Origin of the sequence: Escherichia albertii (assembly GCF_028622335.1) — a bacterium.
In the GTDB taxonomy this organism is placed as follows: Bacteria; Pseudomonadota; Gammaproteobacteria; order Enterobacterales; family Enterobacteriaceae; genus Escherichia; species Escherichia albertii.
In genome coordinates this window covers 2428044-2443198 of sequence record NZ_CP117568.1, presented here as the reverse complement: position 1 = coordinate 2443198, position 15155 = coordinate 2428044, and the positions used below count along the sequence as shown (strand labels likewise).

At 47.6% G+C, this 15155-nt stretch carries 14 protein-coding genes, 1 tRNA gene and 1 rRNA gene; 4 read left to right on the top strand and 12 right to left on the bottom strand.

The window, feature by feature from the left end:
* The first annotated feature begins 22 nt into the window (after positions 1–22).
* Together PS053_RS11835 and rrf are read left to right on the top strand one after the other, a co-directional pair.
* Positions 23–98 (top strand) — tRNA-Thr (locus PS053_RS11835).
* 39 nt (positions 99–137) lie between these two features.
* Positions 138–253 (top strand): 5S ribosomal RNA (rrf, locus tag PS053_RS11830).
* Positions 254–713: 460 nt separating this feature from the next.
* On the opposite strand, the gene PS053_RS11825 is transcribed toward rrf, so the two are convergent.
* The 3 genes from PS053_RS11825 to acrE form a co-directional block, all read right to left on the bottom strand.
* Positions 714–935, bottom strand: a complete 222-nt coding sequence (locus PS053_RS11825) for a lipoprotein (RefSeq protein WP_000733857.1) — start codon at positions 933–935, stop codon at positions 714–716.
* 251 nt (positions 936–1186) lie between these two features.
* Positions 1187–4291: a multidrug efflux RND transporter permease subunit AcrF gene (gene acrF, locus PS053_RS11820; RefSeq protein WP_131109313.1), complete on the bottom strand. Its 3105-nt coding sequence runs from the start codon at positions 4289–4291 to the stop codon at positions 1187–1189.
* An 11-nt stretch (positions 4292–4302) separates the two neighbouring features.
* Positions 4303–5460 carry a multidrug efflux RND transporter periplasmic adaptor subunit AcrE gene (gene acrE / locus PS053_RS11815; protein WP_000160321.1) on the bottom strand — a complete coding sequence of 386 codons (1158 nt, stop codon included), beginning with the start codon at positions 5458–5460 and terminating at the stop codon, positions 4303–4305.
* Positions 5461–5859: 399 nt separating this feature from the next.
* Between acrE and envR the strand changes: the two genes are divergently transcribed.
* Positions 5860–6522: an acrEF/envCD operon transcriptional regulator gene (envR, locus tag PS053_RS11810; protein ID WP_001129533.1), complete on the top strand. Its 663-nt coding sequence runs from the start codon at positions 5860–5862 to the stop codon at positions 6520–6522.
* A gap of 2 nt (positions 6523–6524) precedes the next feature.
* On the opposite strand, the gene PS053_RS11805 is transcribed toward envR, so the two are convergent.
* From PS053_RS11805 to PS053_RS11765, 9 genes are all read right to left on the bottom strand, one after another.
* Positions 6525–6704: a DUF2556 family protein gene (locus tag PS053_RS11805; protein ID WP_256878786.1), complete on the bottom strand. Its 180-nt coding sequence runs from the start codon at positions 6702–6704 to the stop codon at positions 6525–6527.
* Positions 6705–6787: 83 nt separating this feature from the next.
* Positions 6788–7672 carry an adenine-specific DNA-methyltransferase gene (yhdJ, locus tag PS053_RS11800; protein WP_001258880.1) on the bottom strand — a complete coding sequence of 295 codons (885 nt, stop codon included), beginning with the start codon at positions 7670–7672 and terminating at the stop codon, positions 6788–6790.
* Between the two features lie 84 nt (positions 7673–7756).
* Positions 7757–8053 carry a DNA-binding transcriptional regulator Fis gene (gene fis / locus PS053_RS11795; protein ID WP_000462905.1) on the bottom strand — a complete coding sequence of 99 codons (297 nt, stop codon included), beginning with the start codon at positions 8051–8053 and terminating at the stop codon, positions 7757–7759.
* A 25-nt stretch (positions 8054–8078) separates the two neighbouring features.
* On the bottom strand, positions 8079–9044 hold the full coding sequence (gene dusB, locus PS053_RS11790; RefSeq protein ID WP_001219652.1) for a tRNA dihydrouridine synthase DusB: 966 nt from the start codon (positions 9042–9044) through the stop codon (positions 8079–8081).
* Positions 9045–9372: 328 nt separating this feature from the next.
* Entirely contained in the window at positions 9373–10254 is an 882-nt protein-coding gene (gene prmA / locus PS053_RS11785; RefSeq protein ID WP_059227590.1) for a 50S ribosomal protein L11 methyltransferase, read from the bottom strand.
* Positions 10255–10265: 11 nt separating this feature from the next.
* Entirely contained in the window at positions 10266–11717 is a 1452-nt protein-coding gene (gene panF / locus PS053_RS11780) for a sodium/pantothenate symporter (protein ID WP_001175708.1), read from the bottom strand.
* Positions 11707–11949, bottom strand: a complete 243-nt coding sequence (locus tag PS053_RS11775; RefSeq protein WP_000381171.1) for a YhdT family protein — start codon at positions 11947–11949, stop codon at positions 11707–11709. Before PS053_RS11775 ends, panF begins: the two co-directional genes overlap by 11 nt.
* Positions 11950–12041: 92 nt before the next feature.
* Positions 12042–12977, bottom strand: a complete 936-nt coding sequence (locus PS053_RS11770) for a sugar kinase (protein WP_256878889.1) — start codon at positions 12975–12977, stop codon at positions 12042–12044.
* A 31-nt stretch (positions 12978–13008) separates the two neighbouring features.
* Positions 13009–13839 (bottom strand): DeoR/GlpR family DNA-binding transcription regulator, encoded by an 831-nt coding sequence (locus PS053_RS11765; protein WP_306294465.1) that lies wholly within the window; start codon positions 13837–13839, stop codon positions 13009–13011.
* A 341-nt stretch (positions 13840–14180) separates the two neighbouring features.
* Between PS053_RS11765 and PS053_RS11760 the strand changes: the two genes are divergently transcribed.
* Entirely contained in the window at positions 14181–15035 is an 855-nt protein-coding gene (locus tag PS053_RS11760) for a tagatose bisphosphate family class II aldolase (RefSeq protein WP_256877539.1), read from the top strand.
* Positions 15036–15155: the final 120 nt, after the last annotated feature.

Here is a 15155-nt window from a genome sequence, read left to right as displayed (position 1 = left end):
TGCCAGGCATAAAATTAAGCGTGCTGATATGGCTCAGTTGGTAGAGCGCACCCTTGGTAAGGGTGAGGTCCCCAGTTCGATTCTGGGTATCAGCACCACTTTCTCGATTAAAGTTCGACAGATTAAAAAAGAATTTGTTTGGCGGCAATAGCGCGGTGGTCCCACCTGACCCCATGCCGAACTCAGAAGTGAAACGCCGTAGCGCCGATGGTAGTGTGGGGCTTCCCCATGCGAGAGTAGGGAACCGCCAGACATCAAATCAAGCGAGAGGCCATCCGAGAGGATGGCCTTTTTGCATTTTGGGCCTATATAACCTGATAAAGCCTTGCGATAAAGATGGCTGAATATGCTCCGATGCAGGGTGTGCAAAAATTTATCTGTCGTAGTGTGTTCCAAAATCTCTCTTAATCCACAAAAATTACCTGGTTCGTGTGAATCCCATTTCATACCTCATACAATAATATTGTCATACCCGACTGTCGCTAGTTGGTAATAATCGATGTGTATTTCGCTTTCCTGTTGTCGCTAGCGCAAAAATGAAACATGCGCCATATTTGGATGCAAAAATATTATTCACATTTTGCTAAATAGAATAATGATTATTTGTGTGAGTATCAGTGGGGAGATTTAATTGAAAAATATAACAATGTATATGTCTTACGGACAGGTTCTGTATTATTAAACAGAGCGTGGAAGTGCCACGCTCTGTTCCGTTATTTCGACAGAGCGATGATTCCCATTGTCAGGCCTGCGACAGCTGCAGCCCCGCCAGCAATTGCCCCTGCAGTTTCCCAATTATCCTGAGTGGTGCCTTTCATACAGGTATTGGTGTGAACCAGACGACCTTGATCGTCATAAACCGGAACGCAGGATGAATCGTGAGCGCAGCCCGCCAACAGTGCAGTGAGCAATGCCACAGAAATTAATTTTTTCATTGTGTTACCTCAATAAGAATGCTGCCGCTTAATAAGCTAACTCTCTTATTAACGGAGGGAGGATTATTTTATCATTGGTACTTATAACTCTTGCAGGGTGAATAATGACAAATTATGTGAATTGTAAAAATAATGAAGGTATAAGAGATAAAGGAGAGGTAACTATAGAAGAAATAATGATTATCTTATTAATTATTCTCGCTTTTTGGAGGATTAAAAAAGGCGTCCAGAGACGCCTTTTTGTTTCTGATTTACCCTTTGAAGCAACGGCGAATAACTACAAAGAATACAGGTACAAAGAAGATAGCCAGCAATGTTGCGGAGATCATCCCCCCCATCACGCCAATTCCCACCGCGTTCTGCGCGCCACTTCCTGCTCCGTTACTGATAGCCAGGGGCAATACACCGAGAATAAAAGCGAGAGACGTCATCAGTATAGGGCGCAGACGCATTTGTACTGACATCAGTGTCGCTTCGATGATGCCTTTGCCTTCTTTTTCCATCAAGTCTTTAGCAAACTCAACAATCAAAATGGCGTTTTTGGCTGACAAGCCGATAGTGGTTAACAAGCCCACCATAAAGTAAACATCATTTTTCTGGTTAAAAAGCGTGGCTGCCAACAGTACACCAACGATACCCAATGGCACCACCAACATAACCGAGAAAGGAATTGACCAGCTTTCATAAAGTGCAGCCAGACACAGGAAAACCACCACAAAGGAGATGGCAACCAGAGCCGGAGCCTGGTTTCCGGACAAACGTTCCTGATACGACATCCCTGTCCAGTCATAGCCGATTCCGTTAGGCAATTGTGAGGCAAGATTTTCCATTAGCGCCATCGCATCACCGGAACTGGTGCCCGGCGCGGCCTCCCCTTGAATTTCCATGGAAGGCAGGCCGTTGTAGCGTTCCAGACGCGGAGAACCATACACCCAATGAGAAGTAGTAAAGGTGGAGAATGGCACCATTTCACCGCTGTTACTGCGGACATAAAGTTTATCAACGTCTTCTGGCAACATACGGAATTTTGCATCGGCCTGAACGTATACTTTCTTCACGCGTCCACGGTCAATAAAGTCGTTAACGTAGGTTCCACCTAAGGCAGTGGAAATCGTGTCGTTGATATCAGAGAGTGATACACCTAATGCCTGCGCCTTTTCCTGGTCAACTTCGAGTTTGAACTGCGCGGTATCTTCCAGACCATTAGGTCGCACACTGACTAAGCTGTCAGGATGTTGCGCAGCCATGCCAAGGAGTTGGTTGCGAGCCTGAGTCAGGGCATCGTGCCCAAGACCAGCCTGATCGATTAGCTCAAAGTCAAAACCTGTTGCAGTGCCGAGTTCGATAATCGCTGGCATGTTAAATGGGATGACAAAGCCATCGCGAATCTTACCCAGTTCCATCTTTGCGCGGGCAATTACTGCTTCTGCGCTATTTTTTTTACCACTGCGCTCTTCCCAGGGTTTCAGGCTAACGAAGGCCATACCAGCGTTTTGCGCCTGACCGCTAAAACTAAAACCGTTAACAGTAAAGACACTTTTAACGTTGGCTTTTTCATTGTGCAGATAATAATCCGTTACCTGATCCAGCACTTTTTGCGTGCGCTCTTGTGTCGCACCCGCAGGCAGTTGGATCATTGTCAGGAAGACGCCCTGATCTTCTTCCGGCAGGAAGGAAGAGGGCAGGCGTAAAAATAGCACCACCATTCCCGCAACGATCAGCACATAAATCAGCAAATAACGCCCCGTTGCGCCGAGGATTCGGCTAACGCTATTGGTGTAGTGATTGACGCTATGTTCAAAGATGTTATTAAACCAGCCGAAGAAACCGCTCTTTTTCTCGTGATGTTCGGCAGAAACAGGCTTAAGTAAGGTTGCGCAGAGTGCCGGGGTCAAAATCAATGCCACCAGAACAGAAAGCGCCATCGCCGAAACAATGGTAATAGAGAACTGTCGGTAGATTGCTCCGGTAGAACCGCCAAAGAAGGCCATAGGGATAAATACCGCCGACAGCACCATCGCGATACCCACCAGCGCTCCCTGGATTTGTGACATTGATTTTTCTGTCGCTTCTCTGGGAGGGAGTTTATCCTCCATCATCACGCGTTCGACGTTTTCCACCACCACTATCGCATCATCGACGAGTAGTCCGATAGCGAGCACCATCCCGAACATCGTTAGTGTATTAATGGAATAACCAAAAGCGGCGAGTATGGCAAACGTACCCAGTAACACAACGGGTACCGCGATGGTAGGGATCAGCGTTGCCCGCATATTCTGCAAGAACAGATACATTACCAGGAACACCAGTAAAATTGCTTCGAACAGAGTTTTGACCACTTCGTGAATAGAAAGCTGCACGAATGGTGTGGTGTCATAAGGGTAGAGAACCTTCATTCCCTGTGGGAAGAATGGCTGTAATTCCGCTAATTTGGCCTTGATGGCTTTGGCGGTATCAAGCGCATTAGCACCTGTTGCCAGTTTAATACCGAGACCGGCTGCGGGTTTACCGTTGATGCGGGCGATAACGTTATAGTTCTCACCACCAAGTTCAATCCGTGCAACATCTTTCAGGCGTACAACGGAACCATCGCTATTTACGCGCAGAGTGACTTTGCCAAATTCTTCAGGATCTTTTAACCGTGTTTGGGCAATAATCGAGGCGTTTAACTGCTGGCCGGGTAATGCAGGCGTCCCGCCTAATTGACCGGCGGCGATCTGGTCGTTCTGTACCTTCAACTGATTAATAACATCAACTGATGTGAGCTTATATTTGTTCAGCAGATCGGCGTCCAGCCAGATACGCATAGCATACTGGGCACCGAACAGTTGCACATCACCAACGCCGTTCAGACGGCTAATGGTATCTTTGACGTTAGAAGCGACATAGTCAGAGATATCGTCCTGCGTGGTATTTGGGTTATCAGAAACGAAACCAGCCACCATTAAATAGCTGCTGCTGGACTTTTCAACGCTGATCCCTTGCTGTTGAACTTCTTGCGGCAGCAGCGGCGTAGCGAGCTGGAGTTTGTTTTGCACTTGAACCTGGGCAATATCTGGATCGGTCCCGGACTGGAAGGTGAGGGTGATTGTCACACTTCCCGCCGAATCGCTGGTAGAAGACATATACATCAGGTTATCGATACCGTTCATATTCTGTTCGATAACCTGCGTCACCGTATCCTGCACGGTTTGTGCATCGGCTCCAGGATAATTGGCCGATATCGACACCGCAGGCGGCGCAATGGTGGGATACTGTGCGACCGGCAATTGTAAAATCGCCAGCGCGCCGGCCATCATCAAGATGATAGCCAGTACCCATGCAAAGATCGGGCGTCGAATGAAAAAGTTTGCCATTTCAGATTACCTTACTTCGATGCAATATCTGCGGGGGTATCGGTTGTGGTTTTAACCTGTTCACCCGGACGCGCTTTTTGTAAGCCGCTGACAATGACTTGATCGCCCGTTTTCAGTCCATCGCTAATTAACCATTTGTCGCCAATAGCCTGACTGGCGACGACTGGACGCGCTTCAACTTGACTTTTCTCGTTAACAATCAGGACAGTGGCATCACCTCGCGGTGTGCGACTAACGCCTTGTTGCGGGATTAAAATGGCATCAGGTTGCACACCTTCGTCAATTCGCGCGCGTACAAACATGCCAGGCAATAGCGTGTGCTGAGGGTTAGGAAAAACAGCCCGCAGAGTAATGGAACCGGTGCTTTCATCAACGGTAACATCGGAGAATTGCAGCGTGCCTTTCAGGGGATAACTCTGGCCATTTTCCATAACCAGCTCCACGTTGCTGGTGGCGTTATCTTTATGCAGGCTTCCTTGTTCTACGGACTGTTTCAGTCGCATGAAATCGTTGCTGGATTGGGTAACGTCAACGTAGATTGGATCGAGTTGTTGAATAGTGGCCAGTTCAGTCGTTTGACCATTGGTGACCAGCGCCCCTTCGGTGACATTAGACTTGCCAATGCGACCGCTAATAGGAGCGGTTACTTTGGTATAAGCCAGATTAATCCGGGCACTTTCAACAGTGGCTTTGGCGGCAATTACGGCGGCATCGGCCTGACGAGCGTCTGCAATTGCCTGATCGTACTCCTGTTGGCTGATGTATTTTGTACCCACGAGCGGAACGTAACGTTTTACCGTCAAATGAGCGATGGCGGCAGCGGCCTCGCTTTTCGCCAGTTCACCTTTCGCGCTGTCATAACTCGCTTGATAGGTGGCTGGATCGATCTGGTACAGCGACTGACCTGCTTGCACATCGCTGCCTTCGGTGAAATTCCTTGTTAGCACAATCCCACTAACTTGCGGGCGAACCTCTGCAATACGGAAGGCGTTGGTGCGGCCTGGCAATTCGGTTGTAACCTCTAACGGGGCCGTTTTCACAATATGAACGGTAACCTGCGGTTCACCGACGTGAGCTTTCTCTTCTCCCTTATCGTTACAACCCGCAATTAATGCTGCGGAGATGATGATAAAGGAGGGCAGGAGGAAAAACCTGGCATGTTTCGTCATTACTATTCCTCAAAAAACCAAAAGCGTGTTATTTGCCAGAAAAAGGCAACGCGTTAACTCGCAGAAAGAAAATACAGTTGGCTATCCTACAAATTATCTCCTGGCGATGTAAGGAATAGTTATGAATATGGGTATCTCAAGGCACATAAACACAAAAAAAGCTTAATATCTTAATGTTTTATTTTGATGAGTATTGAAAGGTATCGATGCAGTTTGATGTATAGTGAAATATACATTCATCTTATGAATGTATATATATTTAATGATAATTGATGCCTATTTTAATGTTGTGCCTGAGACTTTCTTTAGTTTCTCGTATAAATAATGATTAGGTGATACATTACTCTTCGTGATTTTCTTCCTCTATATCCAATATATTTATTTTCTGAATAACTAAAAATGGCAAAAAGAACGAAGGCTGAAGCCCTGAAGACCAGACAAGAGCTGATTGAAACGGCCATCGTCCAGTTTGCGCAGCATGGCGTAAGCAAGACGACGTTGAATGATATCGCCGATGCGGCTAACGTCACTCGTGGTGCTATCTATTGGCACTTTGAAAACAAAACTCAACTACTTAATGAAATGTGGCTACAACAGCCCTCTTTGCGGGAACTGATTCAGGAGCGGCTGATAGAAGGACTGGATAGCAATCCGCTCCAGTATTTACGTGAAAAAATCATTGTTGGTTTACAGTATATTGCTGAGATACCACGACAACAGGCATTGTTGCAAATCCTGTATCATAAATGTGAATTTAATGATGAGATATTGGCTGAGGCAGTAATACGCGAGAAGATGGGGTTTAATCTACGAATTTTGCGTGAAGTATTGCAAGCCTGTCAAAAGCAGGGGTATATGGCAAATCACCTGGATTTAGACGTTGTCACGATTGTTATTGATGGCGCTTTCAGTGGTATTGTCAAAAACTGGTTAATGAATACCGCGAGTTTTGATCTGTACAAACAAGCGCCCGTGCTTGTAGATAATGTATTAAGAATTCTTATGCCAGAGGAAAACATGGCGAAATTAATTCATCCGATAAATGAATTAGATGTTGTATAAGTTCATATTCTATTTTGAAAATCCAGTTCATCACAGTTAACCAGTTTCAACGGATTTACCGAATTCATGTTCCGACATTTATCTGCTTCCGTTGTCAGCAGTTCAATCCACTGTATTAGCAAAATATCGAACAGAAAAACGGAGACTGCGAAAATAACGAGCCACCAATACTTGCGAACCATTACCTGAGCCTGTGCATGTTTAACCAAGTCTGGCAGGAAATATACACGAAATGAATAATCTGAAAACCAGGCTTACACTTCCTTTACTTTGCAATGAGAGCGGGGTCAACTTCGCTGGTTCTGCATTGTTTAGACAGATTGCCGGTTTTTCTTTTTTTCACTTTCGCCAGATCTTCCACGGAGTAGTGTGACGAGATATTCAGTCGTCGTAATCCCATCTTGATGTACTCATTGTTGATCTCAATGCCAATAAATTTTCGCCCGGTCGCGATAGCGACTGCTCCGGTGGTAAAGCTACCCGCAAATGGGTCAAGGACAACATCGCCTGGGTTGGAAGAGGCGAGGATGATGCGCTGCAACAAGGCTTCCGGCTTTTGTGTCGGGTGGTTTTCATATTCATCCATCAAATAGCGCACACGTGAAAAATCCCAGACATTACCAGGCACTTTTTGGTTGCTATAGGGTTGGGGAGGGTTTTTGCGGTAGTCGATCAATGCGCGTCGCGCTCCAGTTTTAGCTTCTACCAGAATAGCGTCGCTATTAAACGTGTAGTTTTTGGCGTCTTTCACCATCATCAGAATGGGTTCATACATGGAACCGTAATATTTCCTGGCTTGTACGCCGGAACTGTCATATGACCAGATGATGCGGCTTTTGATGGTAAAAAGCTTGCGGCAGTAGAGATCAACAAAAGGCATGTTTTCTGTGCTGTTCATGATGTACATGCTGCCCTGTTTTTTCAGAACTCGATGGCACTCCGCAATAACCTCAAGCAGCCAATCTATAAACTGGTCTTCTTTCCAGTTTTCGACCATTCCATCAAAATTTTTGCCGATGTTATAAGGTGGGTCGGCGAAGATAAGATCAACGCTGGCTGCGGGCATTTTTTTTAGTTCGCAGAGAGCATCGCCCTGGATGATGGTTTTTGTTTCATCGCCAAATCGGGTGGCTTCACATCCTGTTCTCATGGTCACTCCCTTTGTGACACCTATAAAAAAGGCGCTTCCCCATGCCGAGTAGCGCCTTTTAATCAAGCAGTTAACTAACCTGAATTAGTTCATGCCGTATTTTTTCAATTTTTTACGCAGCGTACCACGGTTGATGCCCATCATCAGAGCAGCACGGGTCTGGTTACCACGGGTGTATTGCATCACCATGTCCAACAGGGGCTGTTCTACTTCAGCCAGTACCAGCTCATAGAGGTCATTAACATCCTGACCATTCAGTTGAGCAAAATAGTTCTTCAGTGCCTGTTTAACCGAGTCACGCAGGGGTTTTTGGGTTACCTGATCCTGAGAGTTAACGGTAGAAACGGTCAGTACGTCAGAATTTACGCGTTGTTCGAACATAGTTCTGTCAGCTCTTTATTTCTGTTTACGCAAAATTTTCGAAGTATGCCTCCAACGCCTCCAGCTGTTCGCTGGCATCCTCAATGGCGTTGAATGTGCGCCGAAACTGGTCATTTGGAGCGTGCTCCTGGAGATACCAGGAGACGTGTTTACGTGCAATTCGGTACCCTTTTGCCGGACCATAAAAGTCATGCAGTTCCCGAACGTGCGCGCAAAGCAAGCGCTTAACCTCTGCCAAAGGCAGTGGGGGCAGCAACTCCCCAGTGTCCAGATAATGCTGGATTTCCCGAAAGATCCAGGGTCTTCCCTGAGCTGCGCGGCCTATCATCAGGGCATCTGCCCCTGTATAGTCGAGCACAGCTCTGGCTTTAAGCGGGTCAGTAATGTCGCCATTCGCGATAACCGGAATGGAAACTTTCTGCTTAACTGCCCGAATACTGTCGTATTCAGCTTCTCCATTGAACAAACAGGCGCGTGTACGGCCATGAATGGTCAGAGCCTGAATGCCACAGTCTTCAGCCAGTTGGGCAATCTCTTCGCAGTTACGGTGTTCCGGCGCCCAGCCGGTGCGAATCTTCAGGGTGACAGGAACGTCCACTGCATTAACGACCTCGGTCAGAATCGATTTTACGACATCCGGGTACTGCAAGAGGGCTGAACCTGCGAGCTTGCGATTCACTTTTTTAGCCGGGCATCCCATATTGATATCAATAATTTGGGCACCGCTTTCCACGTTAATACGTGCTGCATCTGCCATTTCTTTCGGATCGCTACCGGCGATTTGCACGGTGCGAATACCGGGTTCATCAATGTGCACCATTCGTAAACGAGATTTGTCGCTCTCCCAAACCTGTGGGTTAGAAGACATCATCTCGGATACTGTCAATCCGGCTCCCATCTCGTAGCACAACGTCCGAAAAGGTCTGTCTGTAATGCCAGCCATGGGCGCTGCGATCAGGCGATTTCTGAGCTGATATTGTCCGATGCGCATGAGTTAAGAAATGACCATACTGTGACTGCAAGGCGGCGTATATTACGCATTTTTTGCACGAGATGAAAGGCCAAACTTTGACCAATCCTCTGAGATGGATCAAAGAATTGCATTTAAAATGAGCGTGTGTCGATAATTAATCATAAAAATCATCACATTAGAAATTAGTGGCTAAATTTTGCACTTGAAGAAATTTGAGTAAGTTCTCAATTTTTCTTTATGAATGAAAATTTGGGCACGCAAAATTGCGTAAATAATCAGCAAATTTACGTGCCTTTTGTGACGTTGCTCGCACTTCGCCTTGCATCACCGCGCAGTATTGCGAAGGTTAATGCTTACGACCGGTAATGCGACACCACTCTTCTTTTTCTACAACCGGGTCCAGGGTGAAGTTGTCGGCATAAGCTTCGCAAACGCTCTCCGCCTGACTTGCCAGAATACCTGAAAGGCCCAGCAAACCGCCTGAAACCGGCAGGACGCTGATTAACGGCGCCAGTTCACGTAATGGGCCTGCAAGAATGTTAGCAACCACCACGTCGGCTTTCATCGCTTCTGGCTGATCTTTCGGTAAGTAGAGTTCCAGTCGGTCGGAAACGCCATTACGTTCGGCATTATCGCGGCTAGCCTGAATTGCCTGCGGATCAATATCAATCCCAATAGCTTTTGCTGCACCCAGTTTCAGCGCCGCAATAGCCAGAATGCCGGAGCCACAGCCAAAGTCGATAACCGTTTTACCTTCTAAATCGAGGCTGTCGAGCCATTGCAGGCACAGAGAGGTGGTTGGATGAGTCCCCGTACCAAACGCCAGGCCCGGATCTAGCATCACGTTGACCGCGTTTTCATCCGGCACATCACGCCAGCTTGGGCAGATCCACAGACGCTCACCAAAGCGCATCGGGTGGAAATTATCCATCCATTCGCGCTCCCAGTCTTTATCTTCCAGTTGTTCGATTTTATGCGCGAAGCCCGCGCCGAGCAGCGGATGGTTTTCCAGAATCGCCACCACGTCGTTCATATCGGTTTCAGCGTCGAACAGACCAATCACATCGGTGTCGCCCCACAGGCGCGTTTCGCCCGGCAGCGGCTCAAATACTGGCGTATCGTGGGTATCCTGAAAAGTGATAGAAACGGCACCCGCTTCCATCAGCGCATCGCTAAGATCTTCCGCGTTTGCGCCGGTGGTGTTCAGTTTCAGTTGGATCCAAGGCATGGCAAAACTCTTTATTTATCAGTAGTTAAAACGGTAGCTTGCGGGACGGATGTACCGAAACGGTTTCCGACCAGGAAAGCCAGCAAACTTAGTAGTAACGAGGGCACGATAGGGTGGAAGCCCAGGTACTGAATATTCAGCGTCGCGAGTACGGCATATAGCACGCCGCCAACGATCATCGCACTTAGCGCGCCTTTGGCGTTGGCGCGTTCCCAGTAAAGACCCAGCACCAGCGGCCACAGGAAAACGGCTTCCAGCCCACCGAAGGCCAGCAAATTCAGCCAGATGATCATTTCTGGCGGCTTCCAGGCGGCAAGCAGCAGCAACGCACCGAGAACCAACGTGATCACCGCCGACATCCGCTTCAGACGCGTCTCGTTTTGCATCTGGTCCGGGCGCAAATTCAGATAGAGATCTTTAATGATCGTAGCGGAACTTTGCAGCAATTGAGCGTTGATCGTCGACATGATCGCGGCCATAGGTGCAGCAAGGAAGATTCCGGCAGCAAACGGCGGCAGCACTTTTACCATTAATGTTGGGATTACCAGATCCGGCACGGTGAGATCGGGGATTACCGCACGACCTAACGCTCCGGCCAGGTGCATACCAAACATCAGGATTGCCACTACAATCGTCCCGATGATGATCCCCCGATGTACCGCTTTGCTGTCTTTATAGGAAATACAGCGCACAGCGGTATGAGGCAGGCCAATCACCCCAAAGCACACCAGTACCCAGAACGACGTCATAAAGGCAGGCGACAGAATATCGTCAGCGCCTTGCGGCGTAACCAGTTGCGGATCAATAGATTGCAGAGTTTCTACCGCATTGCTTAAACCGCCAGCGGCATGTACGACGCCAATAAGTAGCACAGTGGTGCCAATCAGCATTACCAGCCCTTGCATGGTGTCGTTCAGCACGCTGGCGCGAAAGCCGCCAAAGGCGGTATACAACGCAATGCTGATACCGAAAATCAGCAGCCCGGTTTCATAAGGGATACCTGCAGCCGTTTCCAGCAAGCGGGCGCCTCCGATAAACTGCACAGTCATTGCACCAATGAACGCGACCAATAAACTCAAGCTCGCTAGCCACACCAGTAGACGACTCTGGTAGCGGGCAAACAGCATGTCATTCAGCGTTACCGCATTATAGCGACGCGCGAGAATTGCGAACTTCTTGCCGAGAATACCGAGTGAAAGCCAGACCGCAGGTAGCTGGATCATCGCCAGTAACACCCAGCCCAGTCCGTATTTATAAGCCGCTCCTGGCCCGCCGATAAATGAACTGGCACTGATATAGGTCGCGGTGAGCGTCATCGCCAGCACAATACCGCCCATAGAGCGGCTGCCGAGGAAATACTCATTAAGGAAGGTTCCGGTGCTTCGTTTACGCATTGCATAAACAGAGATCCCGAACACCACCACCAGATAGGCGACTAGCGGTAGAATCACTTCAAGCTGCATCGTCATCCTCCAGCGGGATATCGCGATAGATAAATTTTACCATCGCCCAGCACAGTCCAATAAACAGCAGCGGCGTCAGGATGCAGGCCATTTCAAACCAGCGCGGAAAGCCGGTAAAACCGGGGGTAACGCCAGGTAAGTAAGCGGCTACTAACCATACAGCCAGATACAAAAGGGTCAGCCCCAGCGCCCAGCGCGCCTCTTTATGGGCCTGAACAAAACGAGTGTCCACGGAAGGTGTCCTCCTCATGGGGGGATATGAGAAACGGGCAATTCTACGGCAACTCTTCAGGCAGGGAAAATAATCTGACAGAAAATTGCCGTTCAGTGCTGCTGCAAAAAGTCTTCAATGTCAGCCAGTGAGGATATCCCTTCCATCGGACCTTGCTGCATTACGGCGAGCGCGCCGCTGGCGTTAGCATATTGCAGCGCCTTATGTGCCGGGAAACCGGATAAGAAAAGAGTGATAAAAGTTGCGCTAAAACAGTCACCAGCGCCCGTTGGATCGATAATTTCGATATCGTGGCCTGCAACATGCTGGGCGTGTAATGTACCGTTTTTTATCTTGTAATAGCTGGCCCCACGCTGGGCGCGCTTTATCGCCACATGTTTTACGCCGCCGTGGAGAAGATCGCTAACAATCTGTTCTTCTGACAGATTTTTGTGACGCGCGAAGAAAGGGAGTTCGCTTTCGCTGGGAATAAAAATATCCGCATATTCAATCAAATAATCGAGAGCCTGCGCCATTTCAGGAATACTTAGCATCTCTTTGCGAATATTGGGATCGAAAGAAACGGTGCCGCCAACTGATTTGATCGTCGTTATTGCCTTACGCATGACATCGATCATACGAAATGAGAATAATGATGAGCCCACTATATGCAGATGGTTACACTGTTTTAGTAGATCCTTATCAATGTGCTCGGCAGTAAACAAACCGCAGGCGCTATTAGGGATATTAAAGACGAAATCCCGCTGCTGGGGATTTTGATAACTCACGAACGCCGTACCTGTCACGGCATTGTTCATCACGTGGATCCCATCGGTAATGACACCTTCATGACGGAGACGCTCTATAATGAGTCGGCCAAAATCATCATTACCAACACATCCGAAGAAGATGGCCCGATGGGACAGTTTTGCCACCTGAGCAGCAAAAATTGCTGGCGCGCCGCTGGGAAATGGCCCGATAAACTCCCCCGGCTGAGTGAATTTTTGATGTGGGGTGCGGGACAAAAACTCGGCCAGCAATTCGCCCATAGCGCAGATAGTTATTGTCACAAAACCCCTCTCATTCTTGAAGCCTTTCGCGATTGGACCAGGTAAAGCACTCATTACTGGTATAAAGGATAACGAAATCAGCCGACTGCAATTGTTGCTGATATTGTTCGTTAATGTTGCGGCTGACGATCACATTTTCTGCCTGATGCAAATGTCCGATAGCCGCCGTTGATGGCGCAGGATCGGCGGCAACGATAACCGTCTTATTCTGGGCATTATCGAAACAGAGCTGCCAGGCAGCGGCGAGTCTGGGAACGTTGATATTTAAAGTACCATCAGCATCCAGATGGCTGATTTCCAGAATGCTATGTGTAATGGTGAAATGCTGAAGTGCCTGTTCAAGCGGTTTTCCGGCCAGTGCGGTGTCGGGACGCAGCATTTCACTGCCAGCCAGTATTATTTCGCCATCAATAAACTGATTTGCCAGCAACGCATGTTCGGGATCGTTGGTGATCAGACGCAGTTTTTTCACTTCGCTGAGCAAGGGAATGATCTTACGGCTGATTGACCCATGTCCAAGAAATAGCGTGTCACGATCGCGAATTAGCCGTGCGCAATGTCGTGCTATTTCCATTTGTTGTGCCAGAGACAACGGTGCGATCGGTGGTATCGCTTCTGGTTCAGAGAAGAGTGGTGTCGCAATAGCACCGCCAAATGATCGCTTTAAATATCCCTGTTGCTCCAGATAACTGAGATCGCCGCGGATCGTCACGCCAGAGACACCAAGTTGCGCAGATAAGTCATCAACTTTGATTTCACCCTGGGCGGCAACAATTTCTGCAATTTTTAATCTGCGTTTCAGTAGGTTAGACGATTTTCTCGGCACGTTAACACTCTTCATTGGCCTTTAATGCGTAACACTATATCCCCTTGTATTTTTCTTTGAAAGTTACCCTTCAATAATATCGGCAATTCGAAAAGAAAAGCATGGGCCAAAAATTACAACAAAAATATCTTAATGCATTGAAAAATAAATGAATATTATGATGTTTATGCAGAGGTGTCATTAGTTTCACTTGCAAAGTGAAAAACAAATTAAGTTATTTTTTGTAAGTTATTTTGATGATATTCGACATTCATCACGCTTTTTGCCGCTTTTGCTGTGCTATTTTGCTTTCAAAATGAAAGTGAAGATTTTCTTTCTTCATTTTGTAAGGCGAACGACAAATAACAGGAGCTGCGATGTACATCATTTCAAGCAAAAACATGCTGAAAAAAGCCCAGTCAGAGGGATATGCCGTCCCTGCTTTCAACATTCATAACCTTGAAACTTTACAGGTAGTCGTTGAGAGCGCTGCACAACTTCGCTCTCCCGTTATGCTGGCGGGAACACCGGGTACTTATCGTTATGGCGGCGTAGGTAGTTTAATTTCGTTAGTACAATCGCTGGCTCGCGAGTACAACCTGCCGTTAGTCCTTCATCTCGACCATCATGAAGAGAGTGATGACATTTTTAACAAGGTTCGCGCTGGGATCCGTTCTGTCATGATTGATGGTTCCCATTTGCCATTTGAAGACAACATTGCGCGAGTGCAAGAAGTTACCATCTTTTGCCATCGCTTTGATGTTAGCGTTGAGGCCGAGCTAGGGCGTCTTGGCGGCCAGGAGGACGATCTGCTGGTGGATGAAAAAGATTCAGCTTATACCTCACCAGCCGCAGCTGCAGAGTTTGTTCAACGTACCCAAATTGACTCCCTGGCGGTAGCAATCGGCACAGCGCATGGTTTATATCCGCATGAACCACAACTGGATTTTGTGCGGCTGGAACAAATTCGTCAGCTGGTGGAGATTCCGCTGGTGTTGCATGGTGCTTCGGGCTTATCGGAACAGGACGTTCAGCACTGTATTCGCCGTGGTATTTGTAAAGTAAATGTCGCGACAGAATTGAAAATTGCGTTTGCCGATGCGTTAAAAGGATATTTCTATAACAATCCTACGGCAAATGATCCTCGCCACTATATGCAGCCCGCAAAGGCCGCCATGAAAGAAGTCGTAACTCGTATTATTGGCGTCTGTGGTAGTGAAGGAAAAATTTAATACGTTGTACCCGACAAAAACAATGAGGATTGTTTATGAAAAATATTAAATTACTTGGTTCTGTGATGTTGGTGAGCCTGGCATTGTTCTCGCAAAGTTCATTGGCAAAAGAGTATAAAA

Coding starts and splice junctions, on each gene's coding strand:
- PS053_RS11825 (WP_000733857.1), bottom strand. CDS start 935: ATGAAAAAATTAATTTCTGTGGCATTGCTCACTGCACTGTTGGCGGGC.
- acrF (WP_131109313.1), bottom strand. CDS start 4,291: ATGGCAAACTTTTTCATTCGACGCCCGATCTTTGCATGGGTACTGGCT.
- acrE (WP_000160321.1), bottom strand. CDS start 5,460: ATGACGAAACATGCCAGGTTTTTCCTCCTGCCCTCCTTTATCATCATC.
- envR (WP_001129533.1), top strand. CDS start 5,860: ATGGCAAAAAGAACGAAGGCTGAAGCCCTGAAGACCAGACAAGAGCTG.
- PS053_RS11805 (WP_256878786.1), bottom strand. CDS start 6,704: ATGGTTCGCAAGTATTGGTGGCTCGTTATTTTCGCAGTCTCCGTTTTT.
- yhdJ (WP_001258880.1), bottom strand. CDS start 7,672: ATGAGAACAGGATGTGAAGCCACCCGATTTGGCGATGAAACAAAAACC.
- fis (WP_000462905.1), bottom strand. CDS start 8,053: ATGTTCGAACAACGCGTAAATTCTGACGTACTGACCGTTTCTACCGTT.
- dusB (WP_001219652.1), bottom strand. CDS start 9,044: ATGCGCATCGGACAATATCAGCTCAGAAATCGCCTGATCGCAGCGCCC.
- prmA (WP_059227590.1), bottom strand. CDS start 10,254: ATGCCTTGGATCCAACTGAAACTGAACACCACCGGCGCAAACGCGGAA.
- panF (WP_001175708.1), bottom strand. CDS start 11,717: ATGCAGCTTGAAGTGATTCTACCGCTAGTCGCCTATCTGGTGGTGGTG.
- PS053_RS11770 (WP_256878889.1), bottom strand. CDS start 12,977: ATGGGCGAATTGCTGGCCGAGTTTTTGTCCCGCACCCCACATCAAAAA.
- PS053_RS11765 (WP_306294465.1), bottom strand. CDS start 13,839: ATGAAGAGTGTTAACGTGCCGAGAAAATCGTCTAACCTACTGAAACGC.
- PS053_RS11760 (WP_256877539.1), top strand. CDS start 14,181: ATGTACATCATTTCAAGCAAAAACATGCTGAAAAAAGCCCAGTCAGAG.